The organism is Methyloversatilis sp. XJ19-13, from assembly GCF_024580155.1.
Lineage (GTDB): Bacteria > Pseudomonadota > Gammaproteobacteria > Burkholderiales > Rhodocyclaceae > Methyloversatilis.
Window position 1 is genome coordinate 193307 of sequence record NZ_JANINH010000001.1, and the last position, 23431, is coordinate 216737.

General features: G+C 65.1%; 28 protein-coding genes and 1 tRNA gene. 18 read left to right on the forward strand and 11 right to left on the reverse strand.

From position 1 onward, the window contains the following. Window positions 1-59: 59 nt before the first annotated feature. From NMQ14_RS00970 to NMQ14_RS00980, 3 genes are read right to left on the reverse strand one after another with little or no spacing between them, the layout of a single operon-like run. Window positions 60-635, reverse strand: coding sequence for a YceI family protein (locus tag NMQ14_RS00970; protein WP_257092650.1), 576 nt, complete (start codon window positions 633-635; stop codon window positions 60-62). A 54-nt stretch (window positions 636-689) separates the two neighbouring features. Next, window positions 690-1277 (reverse strand): cytochrome b, encoded by a 588-nt coding sequence (locus tag NMQ14_RS00975; protein WP_257092652.1) that lies wholly within the window; start codon window positions 1275-1277, stop codon window positions 690-692. Then, window positions 1274-2122: a class III extradiol ring-cleavage dioxygenase gene (locus NMQ14_RS00980; protein ID WP_257092654.1), complete on the reverse strand. Its 849-nt coding sequence runs from the start codon at window positions 2120-2122 to the stop codon at window positions 1274-1276. Before NMQ14_RS00980 ends, NMQ14_RS00975 begins: the two co-directional genes overlap by 4 nt. A 74-nt stretch (window positions 2123-2196) precedes the next feature. On the opposite strand from NMQ14_RS00980, the gene NMQ14_RS00985 reads away from it, so the two are divergent. The 3 genes from NMQ14_RS00985 (at window position 2197) to NMQ14_RS00995 (ending at window position 5262) form a co-directional block, all read left to right on the forward strand. Beyond that, window positions 2197-3078, forward strand: coding sequence for a LysR family transcriptional regulator (locus tag NMQ14_RS00985; RefSeq protein ID WP_257092656.1), 882 nt, complete (start codon window positions 2197-2199; stop codon window positions 3076-3078). 317 nt (window positions 3079-3395) lie between these two features. Then, a complete protein-coding gene (locus NMQ14_RS00990; RefSeq protein ID WP_257092658.1) occupies window positions 3396-4319 on the forward strand; it encodes a PEP-CTERM sorting domain-containing protein in 924 nt (307 codons plus the stop codon). A gap of 277 nt (window positions 4320-4596) precedes the next feature. Continuing rightward, on the forward strand, window positions 4597-5262 hold the full coding sequence (locus NMQ14_RS00995) for a hypothetical protein (RefSeq protein ID WP_257092660.1): 666 nt from the start codon (window positions 4597-4599) through the stop codon (window positions 5260-5262). Here the strand turns inward: NMQ14_RS00995 and NMQ14_RS01000 are convergent. Further along, window positions 5213-6268: a glycosyltransferase family 8 protein gene (locus NMQ14_RS01000; RefSeq protein ID WP_257092662.1), complete on the reverse strand. Its 1056-nt coding sequence runs from the start codon at window positions 6266-6268 to the stop codon at window positions 5213-5215. The two genes, NMQ14_RS00995 and NMQ14_RS01000, sit on opposite strands and share 50 nt — an antisense overlap. Window positions 6269-6570: 302 nt before the next feature. On the opposite strand from NMQ14_RS01000, the gene NMQ14_RS01005 reads away from it, so the two are divergent. After that, window positions 6571-7137 carry a hypothetical protein gene (locus tag NMQ14_RS01005; RefSeq protein ID WP_257092664.1) on the forward strand — a complete coding sequence of 189 codons (567 nt, stop codon included), beginning with the start codon at window positions 6571-6573 and terminating at the stop codon, window positions 7135-7137. Between the two features lie 373 nt (window positions 7138-7510). Here the strand turns inward: NMQ14_RS01005 and msrA are convergent, their stop codons facing one another. From msrA to NMQ14_RS01040, 7 genes are all read right to left on the reverse strand, one after another. Next, entirely contained in the window at window positions 7511-8128 is a 618-nt protein-coding gene (msrA, locus tag NMQ14_RS01010; protein ID WP_257092666.1) for a peptide-methionine (S)-S-oxide reductase MsrA, read from the reverse strand. A 5-nt stretch (window positions 8129-8133) separates the two neighbouring features. Continuing rightward, on the reverse strand, window positions 8134-8643 hold the full coding sequence (gene msrB, locus NMQ14_RS01015) for a peptide-methionine (R)-S-oxide reductase MsrB (protein WP_257092668.1): 510 nt from the start codon (window positions 8641-8643) through the stop codon (window positions 8134-8136). A 364-nt stretch (window positions 8644-9007) separates the two neighbouring features. Further along, window positions 9008-10297, reverse strand: a complete 1290-nt coding sequence (locus NMQ14_RS01020; protein ID WP_257092671.1) for an RNA polymerase sigma factor — start codon at window positions 10295-10297, stop codon at window positions 9008-9010. 16 nt (window positions 10298-10313) lie between these two features. Beyond that, on the reverse strand, window positions 10314-10727 hold the full coding sequence (locus tag NMQ14_RS01025) for a YciI family protein (protein WP_257092672.1): 414 nt from the start codon (window positions 10725-10727) through the stop codon (window positions 10314-10316). Window positions 10728-10834: 107 nt separating this feature from the next. Further along, on the reverse strand, window positions 10835-11194 hold the full coding sequence (locus NMQ14_RS01030) for a YciI family protein (RefSeq protein WP_257092673.1): 360 nt from the start codon (window positions 11192-11194) through the stop codon (window positions 10835-10837). A gap of 71 nt (window positions 11195-11265) precedes the next feature. Further along, window positions 11266-11754 (reverse strand): VOC family protein, encoded by a 489-nt coding sequence (locus tag NMQ14_RS01035; protein ID WP_257092674.1) that lies wholly within the window; start codon window positions 11752-11754, stop codon window positions 11266-11268. A 138-nt stretch (window positions 11755-11892) separates the two neighbouring features. Beyond that, window positions 11893-13941 carry a diguanylate cyclase domain-containing protein gene (locus NMQ14_RS01040; protein WP_257092675.1) on the reverse strand — a complete coding sequence of 683 codons (2049 nt, stop codon included), beginning with the start codon at window positions 13939-13941 and terminating at the stop codon, window positions 11893-11895. A 547-nt stretch (window positions 13942-14488) separates the two neighbouring features. Here NMQ14_RS01040 and groES point away from each other — a divergent pair. From groES to NMQ14_RS01110, 14 genes are all read left to right on the forward strand, one after another. Further along, window positions 14489-14779, forward strand: a complete 291-nt coding sequence (gene groES / locus NMQ14_RS01045; RefSeq protein WP_069038271.1) for a co-chaperone GroES — start codon at window positions 14489-14491, stop codon at window positions 14777-14779. A 45-nt stretch (window positions 14780-14824) separates the two neighbouring features. Continuing rightward, the gene (gene groL, locus NMQ14_RS01050) at window positions 14825-16471 is read left to right on the forward strand and encodes a chaperonin GroEL (protein WP_257080313.1); all 1647 of its coding nucleotides are present in this window, start codon (window positions 14825-14827) and stop codon (window positions 16469-16471) included. Window positions 16472-16893: 422 nt separating this feature from the next. Beyond that, a complete protein-coding gene (locus NMQ14_RS01055) occupies window positions 16894-17568 on the forward strand; it encodes a response regulator transcription factor (RefSeq protein ID WP_257092676.1) in 675 nt (224 codons plus the stop codon). After that, window positions 17555-19069 carry a sensor histidine kinase N-terminal domain-containing protein gene (locus NMQ14_RS01060; RefSeq protein WP_257092677.1) on the forward strand — a complete coding sequence of 505 codons (1515 nt, stop codon included), beginning with the start codon at window positions 17555-17557 and terminating at the stop codon, window positions 19067-19069. Before NMQ14_RS01055 ends, NMQ14_RS01060 begins: the two co-directional genes overlap by 14 nt. Beyond that, window positions 19066-19392 (forward strand): hypothetical protein, encoded by a 327-nt coding sequence (locus tag NMQ14_RS01065; protein ID WP_257092678.1) that lies wholly within the window; start codon window positions 19066-19068, stop codon window positions 19390-19392. The genes NMQ14_RS01060 and NMQ14_RS01065 overlap by 4 nt, the downstream gene beginning before the upstream one ends. 56 nt (window positions 19393-19448) lie before the next feature. Next, window positions 19449-19524 (forward strand) — tRNA-Phe (locus tag NMQ14_RS01070). Between the two features lie 447 nt (window positions 19525-19971). After that, entirely contained in the window at window positions 19972-20157 is a 186-nt protein-coding gene (locus tag NMQ14_RS01075; RefSeq protein WP_257092680.1) for a hypothetical protein, read from the forward strand. Between the two features lies 1 nt (window position 20158). Next, the gene (locus NMQ14_RS01080; protein WP_257092682.1) at window positions 20159-20344 is read left to right on the forward strand and encodes a hypothetical protein; all 186 of its coding nucleotides are present in this window, start codon (window positions 20159-20161) and stop codon (window positions 20342-20344) included. 258 nt (window positions 20345-20602) lie between these two features. Beyond that, the gene (locus NMQ14_RS01085; RefSeq protein WP_257092684.1) at window positions 20603-21712 is read left to right on the forward strand and encodes a replication initiation factor domain-containing protein; all 1110 of its coding nucleotides are present in this window, start codon (window positions 20603-20605) and stop codon (window positions 21710-21712) included. Next, the gene (locus NMQ14_RS01090) at window positions 21696-22076 is read left to right on the forward strand and encodes a hypothetical protein (protein ID WP_257092686.1); all 381 of its coding nucleotides are present in this window, start codon (window positions 21696-21698) and stop codon (window positions 22074-22076) included. Before NMQ14_RS01085 ends, NMQ14_RS01090 begins: the two co-directional genes overlap by 17 nt. 47 nt (window positions 22077-22123) lie before the next feature. Then, window positions 22124-22501 (forward strand): hypothetical protein, encoded by a 378-nt coding sequence (locus NMQ14_RS01095; protein ID WP_257092688.1) that lies wholly within the window; start codon window positions 22124-22126, stop codon window positions 22499-22501. Window positions 22502-22557: 56 nt separating this feature from the next. After that, window positions 22558-22896: a hypothetical protein gene (locus NMQ14_RS01100; protein ID WP_257092690.1), complete on the forward strand. Its 339-nt coding sequence runs from the start codon at window positions 22558-22560 to the stop codon at window positions 22894-22896. Window positions 22897-23032: 136 nt separating this feature from the next. Next, window positions 23033-23224 (forward strand): hypothetical protein, encoded by a 192-nt coding sequence (locus NMQ14_RS01105; protein WP_257092692.1) that lies wholly within the window; start codon window positions 23033-23035, stop codon window positions 23222-23224. Then, window positions 23221-23430 carry a hypothetical protein gene (locus tag NMQ14_RS01110; protein ID WP_257092694.1) on the forward strand — a complete coding sequence of 70 codons (210 nt, stop codon included), beginning with the start codon at window positions 23221-23223 and terminating at the stop codon, window positions 23428-23430. Before NMQ14_RS01105 ends, NMQ14_RS01110 begins: the two co-directional genes overlap by 4 nt. Window position 23431 lies beyond the last annotated feature (1 nt).

The window sequence follows — 23431 nt, forward strand, 5'->3', positions numbered from 1 at the left end:
CAACCCGCGGCCTGGTCACCGCAGCCGGCAGCCCGCCCGTTCGCTGCGACACGGATGACTTATTCCCTGATCGCCTCGACGGCGACATCGATCGTCACGTCGTCACCGACGTGCGGGGCGTACTTGCCCATGTTGAAATCGGTGCGCTTGACGGTGACCGTCGCGTTGGCGCCGATGGCGTCCTTTTTCAGGATGGGGTGCGGCATGGCCTGGAAGGACGTCACTTTCAGCGTGACCGGCCGGCTCACGCCCTTGAGCGTCAGCACCCCTTCGACGGCGGTCGGCGCGTCGCCGCTGAATACCACCTTGCTCGACCTGAAGGTCGCAGTCGGGTGCTTTGCAGTGTCGAGAAAGTCTTCCGCCTGGATGTGTTCGTCGAACACGGCGAAACCTGTATCGACTGACGTCGTGTCGATGGTGATGTCGACCGCGCCGGTCCGGGCTGCGCGGTCCAGTGTCACCGTGCCGGTCGTGCGATTGAAGCGGCTCAGCTGCGTGGAAAATCCGAAGTGGCTGTACGAAAAGCGCGGGAAGGTGTGGCCGGCGTCCAGCTTGTACGTCTCCGGGGCTGCCAGCGCGGGTGCGGTGACGGAGGCGAAGGCGAGTGCGGCGACGAGGGTTTTCAGCGGGGTCATGGCAGTGCTCCTGTGATGTTGCATATATATATAGGGTGTGTTGTGGTTGGCGGCTCAGCCGCCGGAGGTCATCTTCAGCAGCGTGCGGTCACGCCTGACGAAGTGGTGGTACAGCGCCGCCGCGGCATGGCCCGCGATCAGCAGCCAGATCAGCCAGGCACCGAGCACATCCTTGTGGATGAAATCGATGGGCTTTTCGAAGGTTTTGAAATCCAGCCCCATGCCGTCGGCGACCACGGTCTGGAACAGCGCCGTGCTTTCGAACTTCGGTATGTCGAACAGGAAGAAGAAGTCGGTATCGACGCCGGTGCCCAGGTAGCCGGTGATCGGCGCGACGATCATCACGGCATACAGCGCCATGTGGCCCAGATGCGCGGCGCGGTGCGCCAGCGGCGTGCCCGGCTCGTCGGCCGGCTGTGGCGTGTTCAGGCGCCACAGCACGCGCAGTACGACGATGACCGCGATCGTCACGCCGACCGACAGGTGGAGCTGCAGCGCGGTCAGGTTTTCCGGCGTCTGCTTCTCGCTGAACCACTGGCGGAAATAGACCGAGCAGTAGGCGGCGAGAAACAGCGCGGCGGTTGACCAGTGCAGCCATCTGGCCACGCGGCCGTAGTTGTCGCGGGTGTTCGTCAGGCTCATTGCATGTCTCCCTGTAATGCGGGGGTGAAGGTCCAGGCATCCATCGCCAGCACGTGCTCGTCGATGCCTGCATGAAAGCGCGTCGCCTGCGCGCCGTCGCCTGCCGCGCCCAGGGCGACGAACAGCGGCAGCAGATGTTCTTCACTCGGGTGCGCCTGCACGCCGTCGGGCGCGCGGCGCCGGTAGTCGAGCAGTGCCGTCGTGTCGCCTGCGCTCAGCCTTTCGGCCACCCACTCGGCGAAGCCGCGCACATAGGCCGGTGTGTCGGCGCCCGGATGCGACACGGCGTGCCAGTCGCGCAGGTTGTGCGTCAGGTTGCCGGAGCCGATGACGACCAGATCGTGCTGCAGCGTGGCCAGAGCGCGGCCGAGACGCCACGCCTGATCCGGCCCGCCCGCGCTCTGGAGCGACAGCGGAATGACCGGCACATCGGCGTCCGGGAACATCAGGCGCAGCGGCACCCAGGCGCCATGGTCGAGGCCGCGTGTCGCGTTGATCCGTACCGGCAGACCGGACGACTCGATCGCTGCCGCCACGGTGCGCGCCAGTTCCGGGCAGCCGGTGGCCGGGTAGCGCAGCGCGCGCAGCGCCGGCGGAAAGCCGCTGAAATCGTGGATCGTGTCGAAGCGGGTGGCTGCACCGACGGTCGGCACGGCGGTGCCCCAGTGGGCGCTGACGATGATGACGGCGCGCGGGCGGGCCATGCGCGCGGCGATCGCCGTCAGCGCCGCGCCGGCGGCGCCGGGTTGCAGCGCGAAGGTCGGTGCGCCGTGCGGCACGAACAGCGACGACAGGCCGGCGGCGGTGCGGCGTGAGGCGGTGATCGGGGCGGTGTTGAAGTCCATGACCGAACCATAGCCGTCATCATTGCGCCGAAATAGGCCACAATCAGTAATTTATCGTTGCTAGAGAAACAACAATGGATCGACTCGATGCGATGCAGCTGTTCGTACGGGTGGCCGAACTGGGCAGCTTTTCGGCCGTGGCGCAGCAGCTCAATGTGGCGCGCTCGGTGGTGACGCGGCAGATTGCCGCGCTCGAAGCGCATCTCGGCGTGAAGCTGATGGCGCGCAGCACGCGCCGGCTGTCGCTGACCTCGGCCGGCACCGCCTATCTGGAAAAGTGTCGCGTCATCCTGAATCTGGTCGAAGCGGCCGAAACCGGCATCGGTGAGGCACGGCAGACGCCGCGCGGTGCGATCCGCCTCGGCGCGCCACTCAGTTACGGGCTGAAACGCCTGTCGCCGTTGCTGCTCGATTTTGCACAGCGCTACCCCGAAGTGAGCCTCGACATCGATTACAACGACCGGCGGGTGAATCTGATCGAAGAGGGCATGGACCTCGCCATCCGTGTCACCGCACGGCTCGACCCCGCCACCGTCGCAAGGCGCCTGGCCACCAGCCGCCTCATCGTCGCCGCGTCACCCGACTACCTTGCGCGTCACGGTGCGCCGCAACGCCCCGACGATCTCACCCACCACGAGTGCCTCGGCTATACCGCCAACGCCACGCCGAGCTGGGCCTTCAGCGTCGACGGCCAGACGGTCGCCATCCCGCTGCGCGCCCGACTGACCGCCAGCAATGGCGACGTGCTGACCGAGGCCGCCGTCCGCGGCATGGGCATCACCTGCCAGCCCGACTTCATCCTCGATCCCTGGCTGGCCGACGGCCGCCTGGTGCCGGTGCTGGCCGCCTTCGACACGCCTGAACTCGGGGTGTATGCCGTGCTGCCCGGCAACCGCCACGTGCCGCACCGGGTAAGGGTGCTGATCGAGGATCTGGCAGAGCGGCTGGCGCGCTGAAGGGACCGCTCTCCTGCAACGTCGCAGGGCATGCCCGACCGTTCATGGGTGTCGCCCCGAGCTGGTTTGTCGGCGTTTTTGACAGTCTTTGAAAGGCTGTCGTGGCCAGACACGATTCGGGTCCAGATAATTTATATAAATCAATAACCTGTGTTGATTCTACGATGCTGGCACGGCGGTTGCGTTGCTTCGTGTGCATCGTGATCTCGAGCATGCCGGTTCTGCGCACGCGGGCACGACGTCCTCTCGCGGCTTCGGCGCCCGATTCGCGAGCCCTTCTGGTTGCTTCGTTTCCTGGCCTGGCCAAAGGAGTGAAGATGTACTGCGCATCCATCAAACCCATCCGCAAGCGGGTCACTGCACCCCTGATCGCACTCGCGATCGCCGGTCTGTCGCCGGTCGCGCACGCCAATTTCATCGACCTCACGACCAACGTCGATTTCACCACCTGGAGCTTGCAGGGTGACGCGACGGCCTACAACGCCAACGTCAGCGTCGGAACGGACAGCTATGCGCAGCTCAATCGCGGCATCGGCGGTGGATCGGTCGGTGGTGCGTTCGCGCCCGGGCCGTTCATTGTGGAATTCAATGCGCCGTTCGAGGTTTCGTTCCGGTTCTATGTTGCGCATTCCGGAATGCTCGATGACGAAGGCAACCCGGGGGGCACGCAGGGCGACGGCCTGACCTTCTTCATGACCGGCAGCACACCTGCGCTCGGCTCGGGCGGCTCCGATCTGGGCTATGGCGGCAGCGGCATGAACGGCTATGCGTTTGCCGTCGATACCTTCAATTTCGACGACGAACCACAGGCGGTCAGCGTGCAGATTCTCGGCGACGGCAGCAGCACCCCGCTCGCCTACACCGAAACCGGCCTGACCGACATTCAGCCTTCCGATTACTACCAGTGGTATGGCACGGTGGGCTACACGCCGTCGGGTAATGGCGACGAAACCGGGGACCTGTTCTTCGAAGTCCAGCAGGGTTTCACCAATCAAACCTATCGGGTCGAGTGGTCAGGCGCCGACTGGAGTTCCGTGGCGACCGACGTGTATGACGAAGAGTCGAACTTCCTCGGTCGCGCCATCTACATCGGCTTCACTGCGGGCAATGGTCTGGCCGACGATGCGCACTTCGTCGGCTCGCTCACCTTCGCCCCGCCCATTCCCGAACCCTCGACCTGGACTATGCTGCTGGCCGGCCTCGGTCTGGCCGGATTCGCTGCCCGCGCCAGACGGAACTGAGCATCTGCCGGGCGGTGCCGCTGACCGGCATCGCGCCCGGGGTACGGCCTGTCTCAAACAGGACAGGCCGTACCTTTGTGCAGCAGTCGTTCCTGCCGGGGCCACGCGTATCGGTCGGGCAGAGCCGGCGATCCTGAGCTACACCTTGATGAAGGCGGCCCGGTGACGTCATGGCGCAAGGCGTCGCCTGCCGTGCGAACGCAACAGTCCGGTTCGCCCATCCATCTGAATTCCGCGGTTCGTTCTTCACTGCATGTCGTCGGGGAGATGCAAGGCCATGAAGCTGCGAATCATGATTGTTCTTTCCGCTCTGGCGAGCGCGCTGGCCGGTCCGGCGCGCGCCGAGTTGCTGCCACGTCTCGGCGGGCTGGCGTATTACGACACCGCGGCCGACCTGACCTGGCTGGCGGACGCCGATTACGCCCGGACGTCCGGCCATGACGCGGACGGGCTGATGACCTGGGCGGATGCGAAAGCCTGGGCTGCCGGGCTGGACATCGGCGGCGTCACCGGCTGGCGACTGCCTTACACGGCGCAACCGGACTTGAGCTGCAGTGCGCAGGGGGCGGGGTTTTCGCTCGGTACCGGGTGTACCGGCTGCGAACTGGGCAACCTGTTCTACAACGTGCTTGGCGGTGAGGCGACGATTGCCATCACCGACACCCACAACGCCAACTTCGACCTGTTCTCGAACATCCAGGTATCGGGCTACTGGTCGGCGGACGTCTTCGCCGGCGATCCGACCGGCCAGACGGCGTGGGCCTTCGGCATGGGCGGTGTGCAGGTCTTCGTGAATGTGTCCACGCTCGAACCCCGTGCGTGGGCGGTGCATGACGGCGACGTGTCGGCGGTACCGATGCCGGCGGCCGTTTGGCTCTTCGGTTCCGGCTTGCTCACCCTGCTGGCCGTGCAGCGCGTACGCCGGCCTCTGCCGGCAGCTTGAAGGTCGCAGCCGCCCTGCGGCCCCGTGCGACCGCCTGCTTCCGCGTCGCGGGACGGCAGGAGAAGTCGGAGTCGAAGCAGTTCAGGTAGTCGGTCATGGCGCGGATGCTCAGCAGGTGCTTGAGGTAGGTACGCGCAAGTTTCGGCGGCCAGCAGCGGCGCGCCGGGTCGATGGCGGAAAGATCCGTTCGAGCCGGGTAATGACGTTCGGCAAACGACCGGTAGGCGCGCCGGAAACGCGGCGGCAAGGTGCATGCGGTGTCGCGCCAGGGCTTGTTCGGGCCGATGAAGTGGACGAGCTTCGGCTCAACCAGATCCGCGAAAAAGCGCGACGACCAGGTGTATTGCCAGTTCCACACCGGGCTCAGTTCCGTCCAGTCGCCGTCGAGCGCAAGGTTGAGCAGCGACTGGTCGTGCCGCAGCACGGCTTCGGGCGATCTGGCGAGCACCTGCAGACAGCGCCCGAGTATGCGTTCTGACTGGTAGCGATCGACGTCAATCAGCAGCATGCCCGAGTTGAAATAGGGCGAGGCCGGCCGGCCGAGCGTGCGGTTCTCGGGCACGCGCCGCCGCGGCGTACGCCACTGCACGTTGTCGCGCACCGCGCCTATGGCCGCACCGAGCAGGTCGATGTCGAGCAGCTGTTCGATGCCGGCGCTCATCGGCATGATGTCGCTGTCGAGGTAGAGGATGCGCCGGTAGCAGCCCGCGACCGCACCGGGAATGAGCAATCGCAGGTAGGCCGCCGCGCCGTGCCGATCGGCCTGGGTGCCGGCGCGGAACGGGTTGCCGGGCGGCAATTTCATCAGCTTGAGTCCGGTGCCAAGCAACCCCGGTGGCAGTACGAGGTCATCCTGCGAGAATACGCAGATGTCGAAGGTGCGGTCGGGGTGCAGCAACGCGATCTGTTCGGCCATGAAGAACGCGTAGGGCGCGTAGTTTGCGTCGCACGCCATGACCACGGCAGTGTCGTGCGGCACGCCCTGTCGGATGTCATGTTGCGTCATGGGGTGCTGAGCGGAAAGCTGCCCGTCTGTCCGGGCTGATGGACACATCCTGAACGCGCGACATTAAGTGCCGCTTAACGCAAGGTCGGGACGCACGGTGGGGCGTATCCGGAACGGATGCCGACGTGCGCAGGCCCGGCCACTTCGCCGGTTCGCCACCGCACAGACCCGGCACATCGCAGCTGCCATGCTGGGGCAGTCGAAGCGCCCGATGGTCGGGCGCGCGTCCATCGCGGATGTCGTCGGGCGCCGTGTGGCGCAGCGACCCGGCATCCGCATGGCATCCACAGAAAAGGGTCGTCATGACATCCATCATCGCCGGGCGCCTGCAGCGCCAGGACCAGGTTGAACTCGCCATCACCGAACTGCTCGCCGCCGGCTTCCCGCGCGACGGCATCAGTGCTTTCTACGTCAATCCGGCCGGGCAGCATGATCTGTATCCGGTCGGCGGCGATCGCGACGAATCACCCGGTACGTCCGAAGCCGACGAGGGACTGCTGCGCGGCGCGGCCACCGGTGGTGCCATCGGTGCCGCCGTGGGCGTGGCCGGCATCTCCGTGATGGGACCGGTCAGTTCGGTTCTCGGCGCGGCAGTCGGTGCCCATATCGGCACGCTGGTGGGCAGCCTGTCGCAGATGAAGGAAGACGGCGAAGACGAGCCCGGCACCGGCCATGCCCTGCCGCAACGTGAATCCGGGATGGTGGTGGCGGTGGCGATGAACGGGCAGGGCAGCGAGGCGCAGGTGATCGCCATCCTCGAAGCGCTCGGTGCCGACCAGATAGAACGCGCCGACGGCACGATCGCCGCCGGCGACTGGGGCGACTTCGACCCGCGTGACACGCCGAACCTGATCCGGCATCCGGCGTGACCCCTGCGGGACCGGTAGCGTTTTGAGCGCCCCTGCGAGAGCGGTGGAATGTGGGAGCCGTGATCGGCGCCGGCCCCTTGTGGGAGCGGCGGGCGCGCCCCNCCCCTGCGGGACCGGTAGCGTTTTGAGCGCCCCTGCGAGAGCGGTGGAATGTGGGAGCCGTGATCGGCGCCGGCCCCTTGTGGGAGCGGCGGCCTCGCCGCGATCAGTGCCGCGACCATCGTTGTGCAGAGCGCGTATCGCGGCGAGGCCGCCGCTCCCACAGGGACTTCCCACAGGGCCGCAGCTCTCAGCACTCCCGGTGTGTGCCCGTTTCCATGACTTTGCTGGTGATCAAGCCGTCACGGAGGCAGGGCGCGTGTTGTTCAGGCGTTCACTTCCCGCCCCACAACGCCTTCAGCCGTGCATCGCGGCCGCAGCTCCAGCGGTAGTACTGGTAGCGCGCCGGGTTCTTCTTGTAATAGTCCTGGTGATAGTCCTCGGCCGGGTAGAAGGTGCTCGCCGTGGTGATTTCGGTGACGATGGGCGCCTTGAAGGGCTTGGCCTTTTCCAGTTCGGCCAGCGAGCGCCGCGCGGCATCGAGCTGCGCGGCGTCATGCGCGAAGATGGCACTACGGTAGGAGTGGCCGGCGTCGCAGAACTGGCGGTCTTTCGTGGTCGGATCGATGCTGCGCCAGAAATGGGCCAGCAGCTGTTCGTAGCTCACCTTCGCCGGGTCGTACTCGATCAGCACCGCTTCGGCGTGGCCGGTGGTGTCGGACGACACCGCCTTGTAGGTCGGGTTGGGGGTCTTGCCGCCGGTGTAGCCCGAGGTGGTCGACAGCACACCCGGTACCTTGTCGAAATCGACCTCGACGCACCAGAAGCAGCCGCCCGCAAAGGTGGCTTTCGCAACCGCGGGCGGTGCGGCCGGTGCAGCGGCAGGCGCTTGCGCGAACACGACGGCGCACAGCGCGGCGCCGGCCAGTGCGCCGATCAGTTGTTTCGTCACGGCGCTCACGCCTCGGCCGGCGCGAAACGCAGCGCGATGCCGTTGTTGCAGTAGCGCTTGCCGGTCGGCGCCGGGCCGTCGTCGAACACATGACCCTGATGACCGCCGCAGCGCGCGCAGTGGTATTCGGTGCGCGGCAGGATGGCCTTGAAGTCGGTCTTGGTGCCGAGTGCGTCGGGCAGCGCGGTATGGAAGCTGGGCCAGCCGGTACCGCTTTCGTACTTCGTGTCGGACGAAAACAGCGGCAGATCGCAGCCGGCGCAGTGATAGGTGCCGCGGCGCTTCTCGTCGTTCAGCGGGCTGCTGCGCGGACGCTCGGTGCCTTCATTGCGCAGTACCGCGTACTGGCCGGGCGACAGGCGCTTGCGCCATTCGGCGTCACTGAGCTTGAGCGGGGTGGGTGCGCCGCTGGCGGCGGCAGGTGCGTCGGCCGCGATCACGCGGGCGGCGACGGCGCCGAGCGCACCGGCTGCGATCACGCCCAGCCATTCGCGTCGGTTGATGTGTCGGTTCATGCAGAATCTCCTCGTGGGTATGCAGTGCGGCGCAGGGCGCCACTGTGGACGTGCCCGGGTCGGGCCGGCTCATGCAGGATCAGACCGGCAGGGCAGGGTCAGGCTTACAACGGCCGTCGGCACGGGTGCGCATTGCGACACGCAGCCGATGCGATGTTCGGGCGGACATGCGCCGTGCTGTGTCCGACAGTACGGATGGCCGCGAAATCCCGCGGTGTGAAAGAGGATGCGAAAGAGGGGCGAAGGAAGGTGCGAACCGGCGGCGGTGCGCGGGCGGCGGGACCCGGAGCTTGCGGCCGGTTGCGGCGCCGGGGCAGGTCCCGGCATCCGTCGCCGGATCGGGAGCGACTTCAGTTGCGTCCGCTCAGCCGCTCCCTGCACTGCGTGCGCAGTGTGCGGCGCGTTCGAGCAGCAGTGTGCGCTCGCGCCCGTTCTGCGTCAGTGCCGCTGCGCGCCTGAACTCCGCGGCTGCCTCGTCCAGCCGGCCAAGCTTGTCCAGCAGATCGCCGCGCACGCCGGGCAGCAGGTGATATTGACGCAGCGCCGGGTCATCGAGCAGCCGGTCGATGATGTCCAGCCCGGCCTGCGGCCCGAAGGCCATGGCCACGGCGACGGCGCGGTTCAGCTCGACCACCGGTGACGGCGCCAGCTCGGCCAGCGCGTCGTACAGCGCGGCGATGCGGCCCCAGTCGGTATCGGTGGCGGTGGCGGCGCGCGCGTGGCAGGCGGCAATGGCGGCCTGCAGCGCATACGGGCCGTAACCATCGGGTGACGCGGCGCGTTCGAGTGCCGCCAGGCCGCGCCGGATCAGCAGCCGGTCCCAGCGGTTGCGGTCCTGCTCGAGCAGCAGGATGGGCGCGCCGGCTGCATCGACGCGCGCATGCAGCCGCGACGACTGGATTTCCATCAGCGCCACCAGTCCGTGCACTTCAGGTTCGGCCGGCGCCAGCACGGCCAGGATGCGGCCCAGCCGCAGCGCCTCTTCGCACAGCGTCGGGCGCATCCAGTCGTCACCGGCGGTGGCCGAATAGCCTTCGTTGAAAATGAGGTAGATCACCTTCAGCACCGACGAAAGCCGTGCCGCCAGTTCGGCCGGCGGCGGCAGTTCGAACGGCACGCGGGCCTCGGCCAGCGTGCGCTTGGCGCGCACGATGCGCTGGGCGATCGTCGCTTCCGGTACCAGGAAGGCGCGCGCGATGTCGGGCGTGCCCAGGCCGCCGATCAGGCGCAGCGTCAGCGCCACGCGCGCCTCGAGCGACAGCACCGGGTGGCAGGCGATGAACACCAGACGCAGCACGTCGTCGCCGAGCGGGTTGTCGACGGCGGCTTCGAGCGCAGCGTCGGGTGCGGGCGGTGCGCCGTCCTGCAACTGCCCTTCGAGTTCGAACGCAATCTCGTCCGCCTTGCGTGCGTGCAGCGTGCGCTGGCGCAACAGGTCGATGGCGCGGTTCCTTGCCGCGGTCATCAGCCAGGCGGCCGGATTGTCGGGTATGCCTTTCACCGGCCACTGTTCGAGCGCCGTCAGCAGCGCGTCCTGCGCCAGCTCTTCGGCCAGGCCGACGTCGCGCACCCGGCGCGCCAGCGCACCGACGATGCGCGCCGATTCGATGCGCCACACCGCATCGAGCGTGCGGTGGATGTCGGGCGCGCTCATCGGCCGCGCCAGTGCGTCATGAGGCGCCGGCGTCCATCGCGCGGAAGCGGTCGATCGCCTCGCCCGGCGCGAAGTCGTCCAGCTCGAACAGCTGCCTCACTTCTATTTCGGCGTCGACGCCTTCGCCGGCCGGGTTCGGAAAGCGGCGCGTCCATTCCAGCGCTTCTTCGCGGCTGTTCACCTGGATGAGCGTGTAGCCGGCGATCATCTCCTTGCTCTCGGTGAACGGTCCGTCGGTCACGCTGCGCGCGCTGTCGCGGTAGCGGATGCGCCAGCCGTCGGCGCTCGGCTTCAGGCCCGAGGCGTCGAGCAGCACGCCCGCCCGCATGAGCGCTTCGTGATAGCCGGCCATCGCGGCCAGCAGCGGTTCCTCGGGCATCACGCCGGCTTCGGTGTCGCGCGTGGCCTTGACGATGATCATGTAGCGCATGGCGGGCTTCCCCTGCGGTTGCGTGCGAATGCGACGGACGGACAGCGCACGGGCGGCCCGGCGCCGTCGCGTGCGTCATTCATCCCTTGTCACTCAGCCATTTTGACTCAGCCATTTTCGAAGCACGGCCCGACGCCGCGCACTTCCACCGTCGACCAGGTGGCGGCCGGGCAGGCGCGCGCGATGTCGATCGCCTCCTGCCGGTTGTCGGTGGCCAGCAGGAAGAAGCCGCCGACCATTTCCTTGGCTTCGGCGAACGGCCCGTCGACCACGCTGGTGCGGCCATCGCGCGTCTCCACGCGCGCACCGGAAGCGGTGGAGTGCAGCGATTCGCTGGCGATCAGCAGGCCGCGTGCCTGCAGGTCGGCGCCGAAGCGCATCATGCTGTCGTACAGCGCGCGGCCTTCTTCTTCGGTGCGTTCGGCGCGCTGGCCGACCGGTTCAACGATCAACAACATGTGCGGCATGGTGTGCTCCTTCTTCGGGACCGGCGGTGCCGGTCGGCTGGATGAACGGGATACGGTTCCCCGGTGCGATCTCACTGGCCGCCCGGGTTGCCCGCATCGTTGCTGCACATCGCCCGCACTGCGGCCTGCAGTTCGTCCGGGCTGACGTCGCGCAAGTGGGTGGCGACCGACCACTCGTGTCCGAACGGGTCTTTCAGCTTGCCGTAGCGGTCGCCCCAGAACGCATCGTCGACCGGCATCGTGACGGTTGCACCGGCTGCCACTGCGCGGGCGACGACGGCGTCCACGTCGGCGACCTGCAGGTGCAGCGTGACCGGCGAGCCGCCCAGGTGAGTCGGGTCGAACAGGCCGCAGCCGGCAAAGGCATCGACCAGCATGACCGTCGAATCGCCGATGCGGATGGCGGCATGGATGATGTTGCCCTGAGGCGCAGCGAGGCGCATCTGTTCCTCTGCGCCGAAAGCGGACCGGTAGAAAGCGATGGCCGCGGCAGCGTCGGCGCAGACCAGATGCGGGGTGACGGTGTGCATGCCGTCGGGGATGGGCTTGACGCGGGACATGGTCGGGTTCTCCTGGGCAGGTGTCGGGCGCCCCGAAAGCGGGCGCTGCACCCTGACGACGAAGCAGGCCGCGCCGGATCGACACGATGCGCCCGCATTTTCCGGCAAACGTCGGTTTGCCCGGCGCAGAACCCCCGTTCAGCCCCGGCGGTCCGGCGTCGGGAAAAGCGCCTGGCCCATCGGCTGATAGCGCTGGGTACAGTTGCGACCGCGGGCCTTGGCCTGATACATCGCCTCGTCGGCACGCTGAAGCAGCGGTTCGGCCTCGTCCGCGTCGTCCGGGAATGTGGCGATGCCGATGCTGGCGGTGACCATGGCGTGCTGGTCCGCATCGATCGAAAAGGGGCAGGCAAGCTCCGTCAACACGCGTCCGATCACCGCTTCATGTTCATCCACATCATCCATGTCGGTCAGCATGAGCACGAATTCGTCGCCGCCCAGTCGGCAAACCGTATCGTTCGTGCGCACGCAGCCCAGCAGCCGCTTGGCGACCTGCTGCAGCAGACGGTCGCCTGCGGCGTGCCCCCAACGGTCATTGACCGGTTTGAAGCCATCCAGATCGAGGTAGCACAGGATCAACGGCCGACGCGTGCGCCGCGCCTGGCTGATGGCCTGTACCAGGCGGTCGTTCAGCAGCCGGCGATTGGGCAGGCTGGTGAGGTCGTCGTGCAGCGAAAGGTATTCAGAGTTTTCCTGCGATTTCCGCAGCCGCGTGATGTCGGCGAAGATCCATAGCCATTCCTCATGGTTGGCCGACATGCGGGTACCGCTGGCATCGATCCAGACGCGCCCGCCGTCCTTGCGCAGCATTTCGAACTGCAGGCGGAATACGTCGCCCGTGCCCGCCCTGGAATACACCTGATGACCGAGCACATCGAAGGCCTCGTCGTCGGCATACAGCTGTCGCGTACTCCGGCCGGTCAGCTCGCCGGTCGCATAGCCGAAGATGCGGTGCGTCGCCCGGTTGGCCCAGATGATCCGCCGCTCCCGCAGCTTCACGATGCCGACCAGATCGTTGTCGAGCATCGCATCCTGCTCGCGCGCCAGCTGGCGCAGTGCCTGTCGCGCCTCGCTCAGTTCGGTGATGTCGAACATGACCGACCGGCTCATCAGGAATTGTCCGTCGGGTCCGGTTACGGCGGTGGCGCTGACACTGACACGGCGCAGATCGCCGCCGAGGCTGACGATGTCGAAGTCCAGATTGCTGACCGAGCCATCGGCCTTGAATTTATGGAAGGTTTCGGCGAAAAGCGCCTTGCCTTCCGGAGTCAGCACGTCGGGCAGCTTCAGTTTTCCGATGACGTCGTCACGTGTGCGGCCGAGCCAGTTCAGCCCGGTTTCGTTCATGCGCAGGATGGTGCCGTCGCCCGACAGGGAGTAATACGCGCACGGCGCGTATTCATACAGGTCGCGCAATTCGTCCAGCGACTCGGCGAGCCGGGCCTCGAGACGTTTGCGCTCGGTGATGTCGCGCCCCACGCTCTGAACCTCCAGCAGCGCGCCGCCGTCATCGAAATAGGCATGGTTGGCGAACTGCGCCCAATGCATGCTGCCGTCGGCGACGAACACCCGGTTTTCGATGACCACCACCGGGTTGTCAGGCGACAGTCGGGCCAGTTCGCGTTCGATGTACGGCAGATCATCGGGATGCATGAGCAGATGCCATTTCCCGCGCACGATGTCGTCCGGTGATGTGCCGAAGTAGCGGCAGTAGGCGTCATTGACATAGACCACCTGACCGTCCGCCATGAAGCGGAAGATGAAGTCGGTCTGGTCTTCGACGATGGCCTGATAACGGCCTTCGTTCAGCGCAAGCGCTTCCAGCGTCTTGCGGGTCGCCGCACTCGCCGACTGCAGCTTGACCACGACCAGACCGATCAGCGCACTGGTCGCCGAAAACACCAGCAGCGACACGATGCCGTTCTGGCTGATGCCGAAACTCGAGAACGGATGCGAAAAGAAGTAGAAGCCGGCGATTCCGCTGAGCACCACATTCAGCACGCCCGGCCCCGGGCCGCACAGGTAGAACGCGACGACGACGCCCCAGTAGAACGTCAGATACACCAGCCCCGCGTCGACCGGCAGCAGTGCGAAACGCAGCATCGTGGCCAGCGCGACGAAGGCCATCGACAGCAGAATGCGCGCCGAAAGGGGCAGGCGCGTGTGCAGGCTGTCAAGGGCGGGCATCGGCTCGGTAAGACTAAAGATTAGGGGACCAATTTACATGATGCCAAGCTGTGCGGGCTTGTGCACACCGTTCAAGGCTTGAAGACATCAAATTGTGCTTCCTGCGCAACGCCCTGCACGGGTTCGGCGCCGGTGTCGGCACAGGTGTCGAAGGGCGGCGATCGGACGGGATGGATGGCGCCGCCGCATATATATATGGGCGTACGGTGGATCGGCGGGACGGGCGCTGTTCCTGTGGGAGCGGCGGCCTGTGGGAGCGGCGGCCTCGCCGCGATACGCACGCTGATCAATGACCATCGCTGCACTGATCGCGGCGAGGCCGCCGCTCCCACAAGGAAGTGCTCCCACAAGGAAGTGCTCCCGCAAACAGTGCTCCCACAAGCACTCTGCGGCGCCGTTCGCGATCAGGACTTGAAATTGCAACACCCAGCCCCTATCATTAGCACTCGTTGGCAGTGAGTGCTAACAAAGCGGTGTGCAAGGCGCGCCGCCCGGATATCGACCATCTCGCGACCTTGTCGCGATTTATTTTTCAAGGAGTCATTGCATGAAAATCCGTCCGTTGCACGACCGTGTGCTGGTCAAGCGTCTGGAAGAAGAGCGCAAGACCGCCTCGGGCATCGTGATTCCCGATGCCGCTGCAGAAAAGCCGGATCAGGGCGAAATCATCGCCGTGGGCGCAGGCAAGATTCTCGAAGACGGCAAGATCCGTCCGCTGGCAGTCAAGGCGGGCGACCGCGTGTTGTTCGGCAAGTACTCGGGCCAGACCGTCAAGGTCGATGGCGAGGAACTGCTGGTCATGCGCGAAGAAGACATCATGGGCGTGGTCGAGGCCTGATCGCCTCCTGCAACCTGAATCTTTCAAACTTTCAAGGAGTTGAACATGGCTGCAAAAGAAGTACGTTTTGGTGATTCCGCCCGTGAGCGGATGGTGACCGGTGTCAATATCCTGGCCAATGCCGTCAAGGTGACGCTGGGCCCGAAGGGTCGCAACGTGGTGCTCGAGCGTTCGTTCGGCGCCCCGACCGTGACCAAGGACGGCGTGTCGGTCGCCAAGGAAATCGAACTGAAGGACAAGTTCGAGAACATGGGCGCCCAGATGGTCAAGGAAGTCGCTTCCAAGACCTCGGACGTCGCCGGTGACGGCACCACCACCGCCACCGTGCTGGCCCAGGCCATCGTGCGCGAAGGCATGAAGTACGTGGCTGCCGGCATGAACCCGATGGACCTGAAGCGCGGCATCGACAAGGCCGTCGCCGGCATCATCGACGAGCTGAAGAAGATTTCGAAACCCTGCTCGACCACCAAGGAAATCGCCCAGGTCGGCTCGATCTCGGCCAATTCCGACACGTCGGTCGGTGAGCGCATCGCCGAAGCGATGGACAAGGTGGGCAAGGAAGGCGTCATCACCGTCGAAGACGGCAAGAGCCTGAACGACGAGCTGGAAGTGGTCGAAGGCATGCAGTTCGACCGCGGCTACCTGTCGCCGTACTTCATCAACAACCCGGACCGCCAGATCGCCGTTCTGGAAAGCCCGCTGGTCCTGCTGCACGACAAGAAGATCAGCAACATCCGCGATCTGCTGCCGGTGCTGGAACAAGTCGCCAAGGCCGGTCGCCCGCTGCTGATCATCGCCGAAGACATCGAAGGCGAAGCGCTGGCCACCCTGGTGGTGAACAATATCCGCGGCATCCTGAAGACTGTCGCCGTCAAGGCTCCGGGCTTCGGCGACCGTCGCAAGGCCATGCTGGAAGACATCGCCATCCTGACCGGCGGCACGGTGATCGCCGAAGAAGTCGGTCTCACCCTGGAAAAGGCCACGCTGGCCGATCTGGGCCAGGCCAAGCGCATCGAAGTGGGCAAGGAAGAAACGACCATCATCGACGGCGCCGGCACGGAAGACGCGATCAAGGCCCGTGTTGCCAACATCAACACGCAGGTCGAAGCCGCCACCTCCGACTACGACCGTGAAAAGCTGCAGGAACGCAAGGCCAAGCTGGCCGGCGGTGTTGCGCTGATCAAGGTCGGTGCCGCGACCGAGTTCGAAATGAAGGAAAAGAAGGCCCGCGTCGAAGATGCGCTGCACGCCACGCGTGCCGCCGTCGAAGAAGGCATCGTGGCCGGCGGCGGTGTCGCGCTGGTGCGCGCACTGCAGAACCTGGGCAACCTGAAGGGCGCCAACGCCGATCAGGACGCAGGTATCAAGCTGATCATGCGTGCTGTCGAAGAGCCGCTGCGCCAGATCGTCGCCAACGCCGGTGAAGAGCCGAGCGTCGTGGTGAACAACGTGAAGGAAGGCAAGGGCAACTACGGCTACAACGCAGCCACCGGCGAGTACGGCGATATGGTCGAGATGGGCGTGCTGGACCCGACCAAGGTCACGCGCACCGCTCTGCAGAACGCCGCATCGGTTGCTTCGCTGATGCTCACCACCGACTGCATGGTGGCCGAGCTGGCCGAAGAAAAGCCGGCTGGCGGCGGCATGCCGGGCGGTATGGGCGGCATGGGCGGCATGGGCATGGACATGTAATGTCCGTCGCGGCCGCCGCAAGGTGGCTGCGGCCCGGTCACCCGACTCCGAAAAAACCCGCGCGAGCGGGTTTTTTCGTTAACAATCGGTCTGTGGCAGGCGTGCGAACTGCAACATCCGTCCGGATATCGGGCCGGGCCGGGCACGCCTTTGGATGAACCAGGGGAAACGAGGCAGCAAAATCTGAAACAAGCCGCTCGAAAAGCGGATGAGAATATGCGGGAAAGAAAAGGTGGCGGAGGGTGCCCCGTGCAGGGAAATAGGGCACCCTCCGGAGCGGGTGCCGGCGTGCCGGCTGCGCCCCCGAAGACCAAAAGACGGAGAGCTGCAGAATATTCAGGTGGGCTTACATCTGCCTTACACTTGAATGACGAATGCAGTCACGCGCTCATCGAGGAGGCGGCCGCAAGGCCGTAGGCGACATGCACATACTGCTGGCAGAAGACGATCCGGTCATTTCCGACGCCGTGGTACGCGCGCTCAAGCGCGCCGGCTATGCGGTGGACAGCGTGGCCAATGGCAGCGAAGCTGATGCCGTGCTGCACGGTCAGGGCTTCGACCTCGCCATCATCGACCTCGGTCTGCCGCGCCTGTCCGGCATCGAGGTGATCAAGCGCATGCGGGCGCGCAAATGCACCGTACCCATCCTGATCCTCACGGCGCAGGACGGCATCGACGACCGCGTGCGCGGACTCGACGCCGGTGCCGACGACTACATGTGCAAGCCGTTCGCGCTGCCCGAACTCGAAGCGCGCGTGCGCGCACTGACCCGGCGCGGCACCGGCATGCCGACGCGCATCGAGGTCGGCCCGCTGGCCTACGATCAGGCCGACCACGTCGCCAGCGTCAACGGGCAGGCCATCGAGCTGTCGGCGCGTGAAACCGCGCTGCTCGAAGTGCTGCTGCTGCGCGCCGGCCGGCTGGTCAACAAGGAACAGCTCGTCGATCACCTGTGCGGCTGGGGCGAAGAGGTCAGCAACAACGCGATCGAGGTGTACGTCCATCGGCTGCGCAAGAAGATCGAGCACAGCGGCCTGCGCATCGTGACGCTGCGCGGCCTCGGCTACTGCCTGGAACGACCGGATGCCGTCGCGTGAAAAGCTGAGGCAGCGCCGCAACAAGGCCGACGAAAGGGCGGCGGGCGAACACAACTCGCTGTTCGGCGAAATCCTCGACTGGATGCTCGCGCCGCTGATGTTCGTGTGGCCGATCAGCATCGCCATCATCCACAACGTGGCCGACGACATCGCCCACGCGCCGTACGACAAGGTGCTCGGCGACAGCGTCTATGAACTGAGCCGCCAGGTGCGCTCGACGCCGGTCGGCGCCGCGCTGGTCAAGCCGCCGCAGATGCGCGACCTGTTCCACATCGACGGCGAAGACATCATCTACTACCAGGTGCTCGACGGCAGCGGCCGCCTGCTGGCGGGCGACGCCGAAATTCCCGATGTGCCGCAGGACCTGCCGTGGAAAGCCGGCGAGCTGTATTTTCGCGAAGGCCGCGTGAACAACGAAGACGTGCGCATCGCCTACATGTTCCAGCCCGTCACCACCATTCCGGATTCCTACGTGACGGTGCAGGTCGCCGAAACGCTGAACAAGCGCGAGGCGCTGACGTCGCGCATCCTGTCCGGCGTGCTGCTGCCGCAGTTCGTCATCATTCCGATCGCCGTGGTGCTGGTGTATTTCGGTCTGGCGCGCGGCCTGCGCCCGCTCAACCGGCTGCAGCGCATGATCGAGAAGCGCCGCCCGACCGACCTGTCGCCGATCGAAGTCCGGCGCGCGCCCGAAGAACTGCGGCCGCTGATCAGTGCGCTCAACGACATGATGCTGCGGCTCGAACTGAATCTGGCGGCGCAGCGACGCTTCATCGCCGACGCCGCGCACCAGATGCGCACCCCGCTGACCGGCCTCAAGAGCCAGGCAGAACTGGCGCTGCTCGAAAACGATCCGGCGCAGATCCGCACCTGCATGGAGCAGATCTTCGTCAGCGCCACCAGCTCGGCCCACCTGATCAACCAGCTGCTCGCGCTGGCGCGCGCCGAGTCCAGTACCGAAAAGGTGCATGTGGTCGAGCGGCTGGAACTGAACGGTCTGGTCGAGCGGCTGGTGGCCGACTGGGTGCCCGCCGCCCGCCTGCGCCGCATCGACATCGGCTTCGAGCGCGCCCACGTGCCGCTGCATGTCGACGGCAATCCGGTGCTGCTGAACGAAATGTTCAAGAACCTGATCGACAACGCCATCAAGTACACGCCGATCGGCGGCATGGTCACCGTGCGTCTGCGCGCCGACATCCGCGCGCTGTTCGAAGTCGAGGATTCCGGCCCCGGCGTGCCGGTCGAAGACCGCCAGCGCGTGTTCGAGCGCTTCTACCGCGTGCTCGGCACCCAGGTCGAAGGCTCCGGCCTTGGCCTGCCCATCGTGCGCGAAATCGCCGAACTGCACCGCGCCGACGTCGAACTGCTCGACGCGCGCAGCGAGTCCGGCCTGCTGGTGCGCGTGTCCTTTCCGCGCGTCATGCCTGAAGCCGAAGCGCCGCGCGACGACGACGCACCGAGCTGGCACGCCGCCCCCGCCGGTGCCGGACGCCCGGCATGACCGCCGGCGCGGATACGCTCGAACTCGCCCTGCGCGTCGTCGTCGTCCTGAAGGGGCTCAACGAGCTGCTGCTGCTCACCTTCATCGCCCAGGGCGCGCTGTGGCTGCTCGCCGGCAGCCAGCGCCAGCACAACCTCATCTACAACGCCTTCAACCTGGTCGGCGCGCGCGTCCTCGCCATCACCCGCCGCATCACCCCCGCGTTCGTGCCCGACCGCCACCTGCCGGCGGTTGCACTGTTCTGGCTGCTGCTCGCCGAACTGCTGCTCATCATCGCCAAGATCAGCCTCGTGCTCGAACTGCAGGCCCGCCCCGCCGCCTGAATGCGCCAAACTCTTTGACACTGCCTGCCCGACGCATTACCATCGCGGCCTCGCGTGGCCTGGTAGCTCAGTTGGTAGAGCAGCGGATTGAAAATCCGCGTGTCGGTGGTTCGATTCCGCCCCAGGCCACCACCCCTTCAGACGGCTCGCCATCACGGCGGGCCGTTTTCGTTTCGGCTTCCTGCAGCATCTGCGCGATCACCTCCCAGACGCGCCGCGACTCGTCGCTTTGTGCGCCGCCGACCATACAAAAAGCTGCAACCTCCGGTTTTCCAAGTATTTTTGCCAGACGCGCGGCCTGATCCGGGCCAGGTCGGCTCCGTCCTTTGCGCCAGTCGCACACGCTTCCCGGTTTGATTCCCAGCTTCCGCGCGATATCGCTGTCGTTCTTTGCGACGCCGGTGGAGATCACTTCGTCCAAGTATTTGCCTATCTCGGCCATCTCACTGCTCCGCTTTTCTTCACCTTGAGTCGTAAGGCTAAGGCTTAAAAAAAAGATTGACAACTATTACGGAGCGACCTTAAGGTTTAAGTCGTGAACGTAAAGCCCGACGTCATTCTTTTGGAGAGAGCGTGAAGATGAAGACCATCGACGATCAGCAGCGCGCCTCTGCCACGGTGCGTTCTGAAATTCAGTATTTCCAGCAGCAAGCGGAGCGCGCAGGCGAAAGGGATGAGCAGGGCGCCCGTCCCGCAGGGATGAGCGAAAGCGAACCCGAAACAGCCCGGTCCGCTCGTCGGATTCGCACCTCGGTCGCTCGCTGAAATGCCCCACCCCGGCTTCCTCACCGTCATCGAAGACCTCGAGCGCCAGTTGGCGGCGCCGATGCCGGCGTCCATCCGCCGCTCCAAAGAGCGTCACCGCAAGAAAGAGCTCGACCGCGCGAGGCGCGCCGGCATCACTGCGGACGCCATCCTCGCCGCCCAACGTCGCGGCCGGGGGCTCAAATGATCGTCACCGTTTTCCTGTGGATCTTCATGCGCTGCTACGACTGCGGCTTCCTGTGGCGGGAAGCCTGCTTGTCCACCGGCCGTCGTGGAGTCCGCCCCGACCTGTCCGGCATCTGCATCGAATGCGGCTCGATAAGCAGCTTCGAGCGCGGGCGCAGCAAGCCGGGACCGCAGGGCACGGCGGCTGCGGCCGCGCCCCCCCTGACTAACAGGGGAGGGACATCCACCAAGACCCGATCCCGTCACGCGAGGAACCGATATGTTCCGAACTACTGAATCCCATTGGCCGCGCAATCGCAACGGCGAACGCTACGTGCTGAACCATCGGGGAGAAGAATCCGTTCTTCTTGAAACCTCGGCCCGTGGTGACGGCAAAGCCTTCATCGACTGGCTCACCGTCACCTTCCCCGATGTCGCCATCCATCCTGAGAACGGGTGGAAGTGCCTGGTCCCCGTCGTCGATCAGGACTTCGCCTTCGCCCTGGCTGAACGCCTCGAACAGATCGTCGGCTTCGGCATCTTCGAGAAGCGCAAGAACGGCCACAAGTTCTATCAACACTCATGGAGCCTTGGCGAAGACGGCCGCTTCGGCTTCATCGCCATCGGTGGCCAGCGTGGCACCGTCCTGTTCGAGCTCACCGGCGAAGGCTGCATGCACGCAAAGCCGGGCTGGGAAGCCCGCATGTACGACTTCCTCGCCTCCGGTGACCTGAAGCTTCCCAAGATCACCCGCGTCGATCTGACGCACGACGATCACGCCGGACACTACAGCGTCGACAAAGCCTTCGACGACTGGTCGAACAACCTCTTCAAGCTCCCCCAGGCACCGCAGTCGCCTGCGATGGCGCAGTTCGGCAACTGGGCCAAGCCTGACGGCAGGGGCCGAACAGTCGGCATCGGCCGTCGCCTCTCCGGCAAGTACCTGCGCGTCTATGAGAAGGGCCGCCAGTTGGGCGACCCGAACTCGCCCTGGACACGGATCGAGCTCGAACTGAAAGCCGAAGATCGGGTGATTCCGTTCGACGTCCTCACCCGTCCCGGCGCTTACCTCGCCGCTGCCTACCCCGCGCTCGAATTCCTGAACACCGAACAAGCCCGCATTGCCACGGTACGCCACGCCGTCAAGCAAGGTTTCGACGCCATGCGTCGATACGTTCGCCGTTCAGCCGGTGCCGCACTGGCCGTCGCGCTCGCCATCCATGGCGCCGCCTTCGTCGACGACCTGGTCGCCGAAGTCACCCAGGACGAAATTCACCGGCAGATGGTGCGCCGTGGACTCGATGTCCCTCATTACCTCGTCGCCGATCTGGCCGCATCGGGCACCGACACAACAGGCCATAAAGGAAATGATGATGTCGATTCTGTTTGATATGGCCGAGTCCGAACAAGTCCGAACCGAACGCCGTGTGCTGCTGGGTGCCCGTGGTCGCATGTTCAACATCGACGGCACGCAATTCGATTACACCGAACTGTTCGTGACCGTCCCGCTGCAGCGTGCCGATGATCCGGTGCCGATGGCGTGGGGCCTCGGCGTCGAAGTCCTCAAGATGCCCGGCAGCAAAAATGCCATCTCGCTCAAGCAGGCGGACGCCTATCTGGCCGAAATCCAGATCCGGGAATATTCCGCTGGCAAGGACGTCAAGAAAGAAGTCATATCGGTGAAGCCGATCAAGATGCTCGGCCAGGAGAAAACCGCCCAACAGTCCGCCGCCGCAGCATCGCAGAAGGGCTAACCCGCGTTTCGCATGCGAAACGCTCATCCACCTGAAGGGAGTACGACATGAAGATTCAACTGAACCGATCCGGCTTCATCGTCAATGGTCAGCCGGCGACGTGGTGGCAAACCGCGCTGGCGCTGCTTGCCGCACCGTTCCTGTTCGCGTTCCTGCTGTTCGACGCACTGCTGACGGCGCCGGGCAAGTTCGGCATGTGGTTCTGCAACACCTTGGGTCGTGCTGGCCTTCCGGAAATCGGCGGCGGCTTGCTTCAGCTGCGCTACCCGACGAGGCGGATTGAGTGGAGGCCGGAGGGCGATGATCCCAAGAGGTTGGCGTTTCTTGAAAGCAAGGGGGTCGATGTTTCGGCGCTTCGCAAACCGCACTTCGCGTGCATCCACATCGTGAAGATCAGAAAGGAAAAAAGAGACGGCCGCGAGTAGCGGCCGTAAATGGAATCCCCTTTCGACGGGGCTCGCCCGCGTTGAAAGGAAAACCAATGCAAATCAAAAAGTACCACGTACGTGTCGGTAACAAAATGATTGTTCTCACTATCGCTTCCGAAGATGGAGTTTTTCGGGGCTTCGTAATGAGAGTTTCGGACTACTCGCCACCTTGGGGCGTGCATGGCTGGGATACGGGTGATGGCTCGGAGCTCGCTGATCGTTGGTTCGACACGCTAGAAGAAGCTCAGAGCTATCTACGTGATCACCTGATTCACAGCGAGTACGAAGAGCGTTATGTCTTGTTCCGGCTTTGCTACTTCTCCGACGTGATCGAGGAGTATCAGACCGAACTCGAGTGGGTTCCACGTTTCTTGAGTGTTAGAACGAAGTAACCGGTAGTCGCAGTAAGTACATTTAAATAAACCTGTTTGCGGGCAAGCCCCGCCGAAAGGGATTTCGATGATGTCTCACCCACTCCTTGTTCCCGCTCCGGCCACACTCACGGGCGAACAGCTTCTGTCTCGCTCCGTGTCCGTCATCTCCGTGAGCCAGATCAAGGGCGCCTTTCACCTCGCGCACATCCAGCTGGAGAATGGCCGCTTCGGAGACGTGCCGTGTGACGCCGATGTAACGAAGGCTGACACGGTCGGACTGTACGGCCGCGTCCAGGTCAAGAATGGCCGCGTCGAAGCGCGCCTTCAACTGCGGAGGATCCAATGAACCTCTCCACGAACTGCACCGTTCGTTCGCTCAAGCGCGCGAACAACGGCATGCGCATTGCGATCGTCGAACTGCCCGACGGCACCTTCGGCGAAGCGCCCGCCGGAGATGGGCTCAAGAAGGATGACCAGGCGAAGCTTTCGATCACGGTCGGCGTGCAGTCGAGCCGGCTGTATCCGCGCTGGCTCCGGGTTGAAAGAGCCTGAC

Coding starts and splice junctions, on each gene's coding strand:
- NMQ14_RS00970 (WP_257092650.1), bottom strand. CDS start 635: ATGACCCCGCTGAAAACCCTCGTCGCCGCACTCGCCTTCGCCTCCGTC.
- NMQ14_RS00975 (WP_257092652.1), bottom strand. CDS start 1,277: ATGAGCCTGACGAACACCCGCGACAACTACGGCCGCGTGGCCAGATGG.
- NMQ14_RS00980 (WP_257092654.1), bottom strand. CDS start 2,122: ATGGACTTCAACACCGCCCCGATCACCGCCTCACGCCGCACCGCCGCC.
- NMQ14_RS00985 (WP_257092656.1), top strand. CDS start 2,197: ATGGATCGACTCGATGCGATGCAGCTGTTCGTACGGGTGGCCGAACTG.
- NMQ14_RS00990 (WP_257092658.1), top strand. CDS start 3,396: ATGTACTGCGCATCCATCAAACCCATCCGCAAGCGGGTCACTGCACCC.
- NMQ14_RS00995 (WP_257092660.1), top strand. CDS start 4,597: ATGAAGCTGCGAATCATGATTGTTCTTTCCGCTCTGGCGAGCGCGCTG.
- NMQ14_RS01000 (WP_257092662.1), bottom strand. CDS start 6,268: ATGACGCAACATGACATCCGACAGGGCGTGCCGCACGACACTGCCGTG.
- NMQ14_RS01005 (WP_257092664.1), top strand. CDS start 6,571: ATGACATCCATCATCGCCGGGCGCCTGCAGCGCCAGGACCAGGTTGAA.
- msrB (WP_257092668.1), bottom strand. CDS start 8,643: ATGAACCGACACATCAACCGACGCGAATGGCTGGGCGTGATCGCAGCC.
- NMQ14_RS01020 (WP_257092671.1), bottom strand. CDS start 10,297: ATGAGCGCGCCCGACATCCACCGCACGCTCGATGCGGTGTGGCGCATC.
- NMQ14_RS01025 (WP_257092672.1), bottom strand. CDS start 10,727: ATGCGCTACATGATCATCGTCAAGGCCACGCGCGACACCGAAGCCGGC.
- NMQ14_RS01030 (WP_257092673.1), bottom strand. CDS start 11,194: ATGCCGCACATGTTGTTGATCGTTGAACCGGTCGGCCAGCGCGCCGAA.
- NMQ14_RS01035 (WP_257092674.1), bottom strand. CDS start 11,754: ATGTCCCGCGTCAAGCCCATCCCCGACGGCATGCACACCGTCACCCCG.
- NMQ14_RS01040 (WP_257092675.1), bottom strand. CDS start 13,941: ATGCCCGCCCTTGACAGCCTGCACACGCGCCTGCCCCTTTCGGCGCGC.
- groES (WP_069038271.1), top strand. CDS start 14,489: ATGAAAATCCGTCCGTTGCACGACCGTGTGCTGGTCAAGCGTCTGGAA.
- groL (WP_257080313.1), top strand. CDS start 14,825: ATGGCTGCAAAAGAAGTACGTTTTGGTGATTCCGCCCGTGAGCGGATG.
- NMQ14_RS01055 (WP_257092676.1), top strand. CDS start 16,894: ATGCACATACTGCTGGCAGAAGACGATCCGGTCATTTCCGACGCCGTG.
- NMQ14_RS01060 (WP_257092677.1), top strand. CDS start 17,555: ATGCCGTCGCGTGAAAAGCTGAGGCAGCGCCGCAACAAGGCCGACGAA.
- NMQ14_RS01065 (WP_257092678.1), top strand. CDS start 19,066: ATGACCGCCGGCGCGGATACGCTCGAACTCGCCCTGCGCGTCGTCGTC.
- NMQ14_RS01075 (WP_257092680.1), top strand. CDS start 19,972: ATGAAGACCATCGACGATCAGCAGCGCGCCTCTGCCACGGTGCGTTCT.
- NMQ14_RS01080 (WP_257092682.1), top strand. CDS start 20,159: ATGCCCCACCCCGGCTTCCTCACCGTCATCGAAGACCTCGAGCGCCAG.
- NMQ14_RS01085 (WP_257092684.1), top strand. CDS start 20,603: ATGTTCCGAACTACTGAATCCCATTGGCCGCGCAATCGCAACGGCGAA.
- NMQ14_RS01090 (WP_257092686.1), top strand. CDS start 21,696: ATGTCGATTCTGTTTGATATGGCCGAGTCCGAACAAGTCCGAACCGAA.
- NMQ14_RS01095 (WP_257092688.1), top strand. CDS start 22,124: ATGAAGATTCAACTGAACCGATCCGGCTTCATCGTCAATGGTCAGCCG.
- NMQ14_RS01100 (WP_257092690.1), top strand. CDS start 22,558: ATGCAAATCAAAAAGTACCACGTACGTGTCGGTAACAAAATGATTGTT.
- NMQ14_RS01110 (WP_257092694.1), top strand. CDS start 23,221: ATGAACCTCTCCACGAACTGCACCGTTCGTTCGCTCAAGCGCGCGAAC.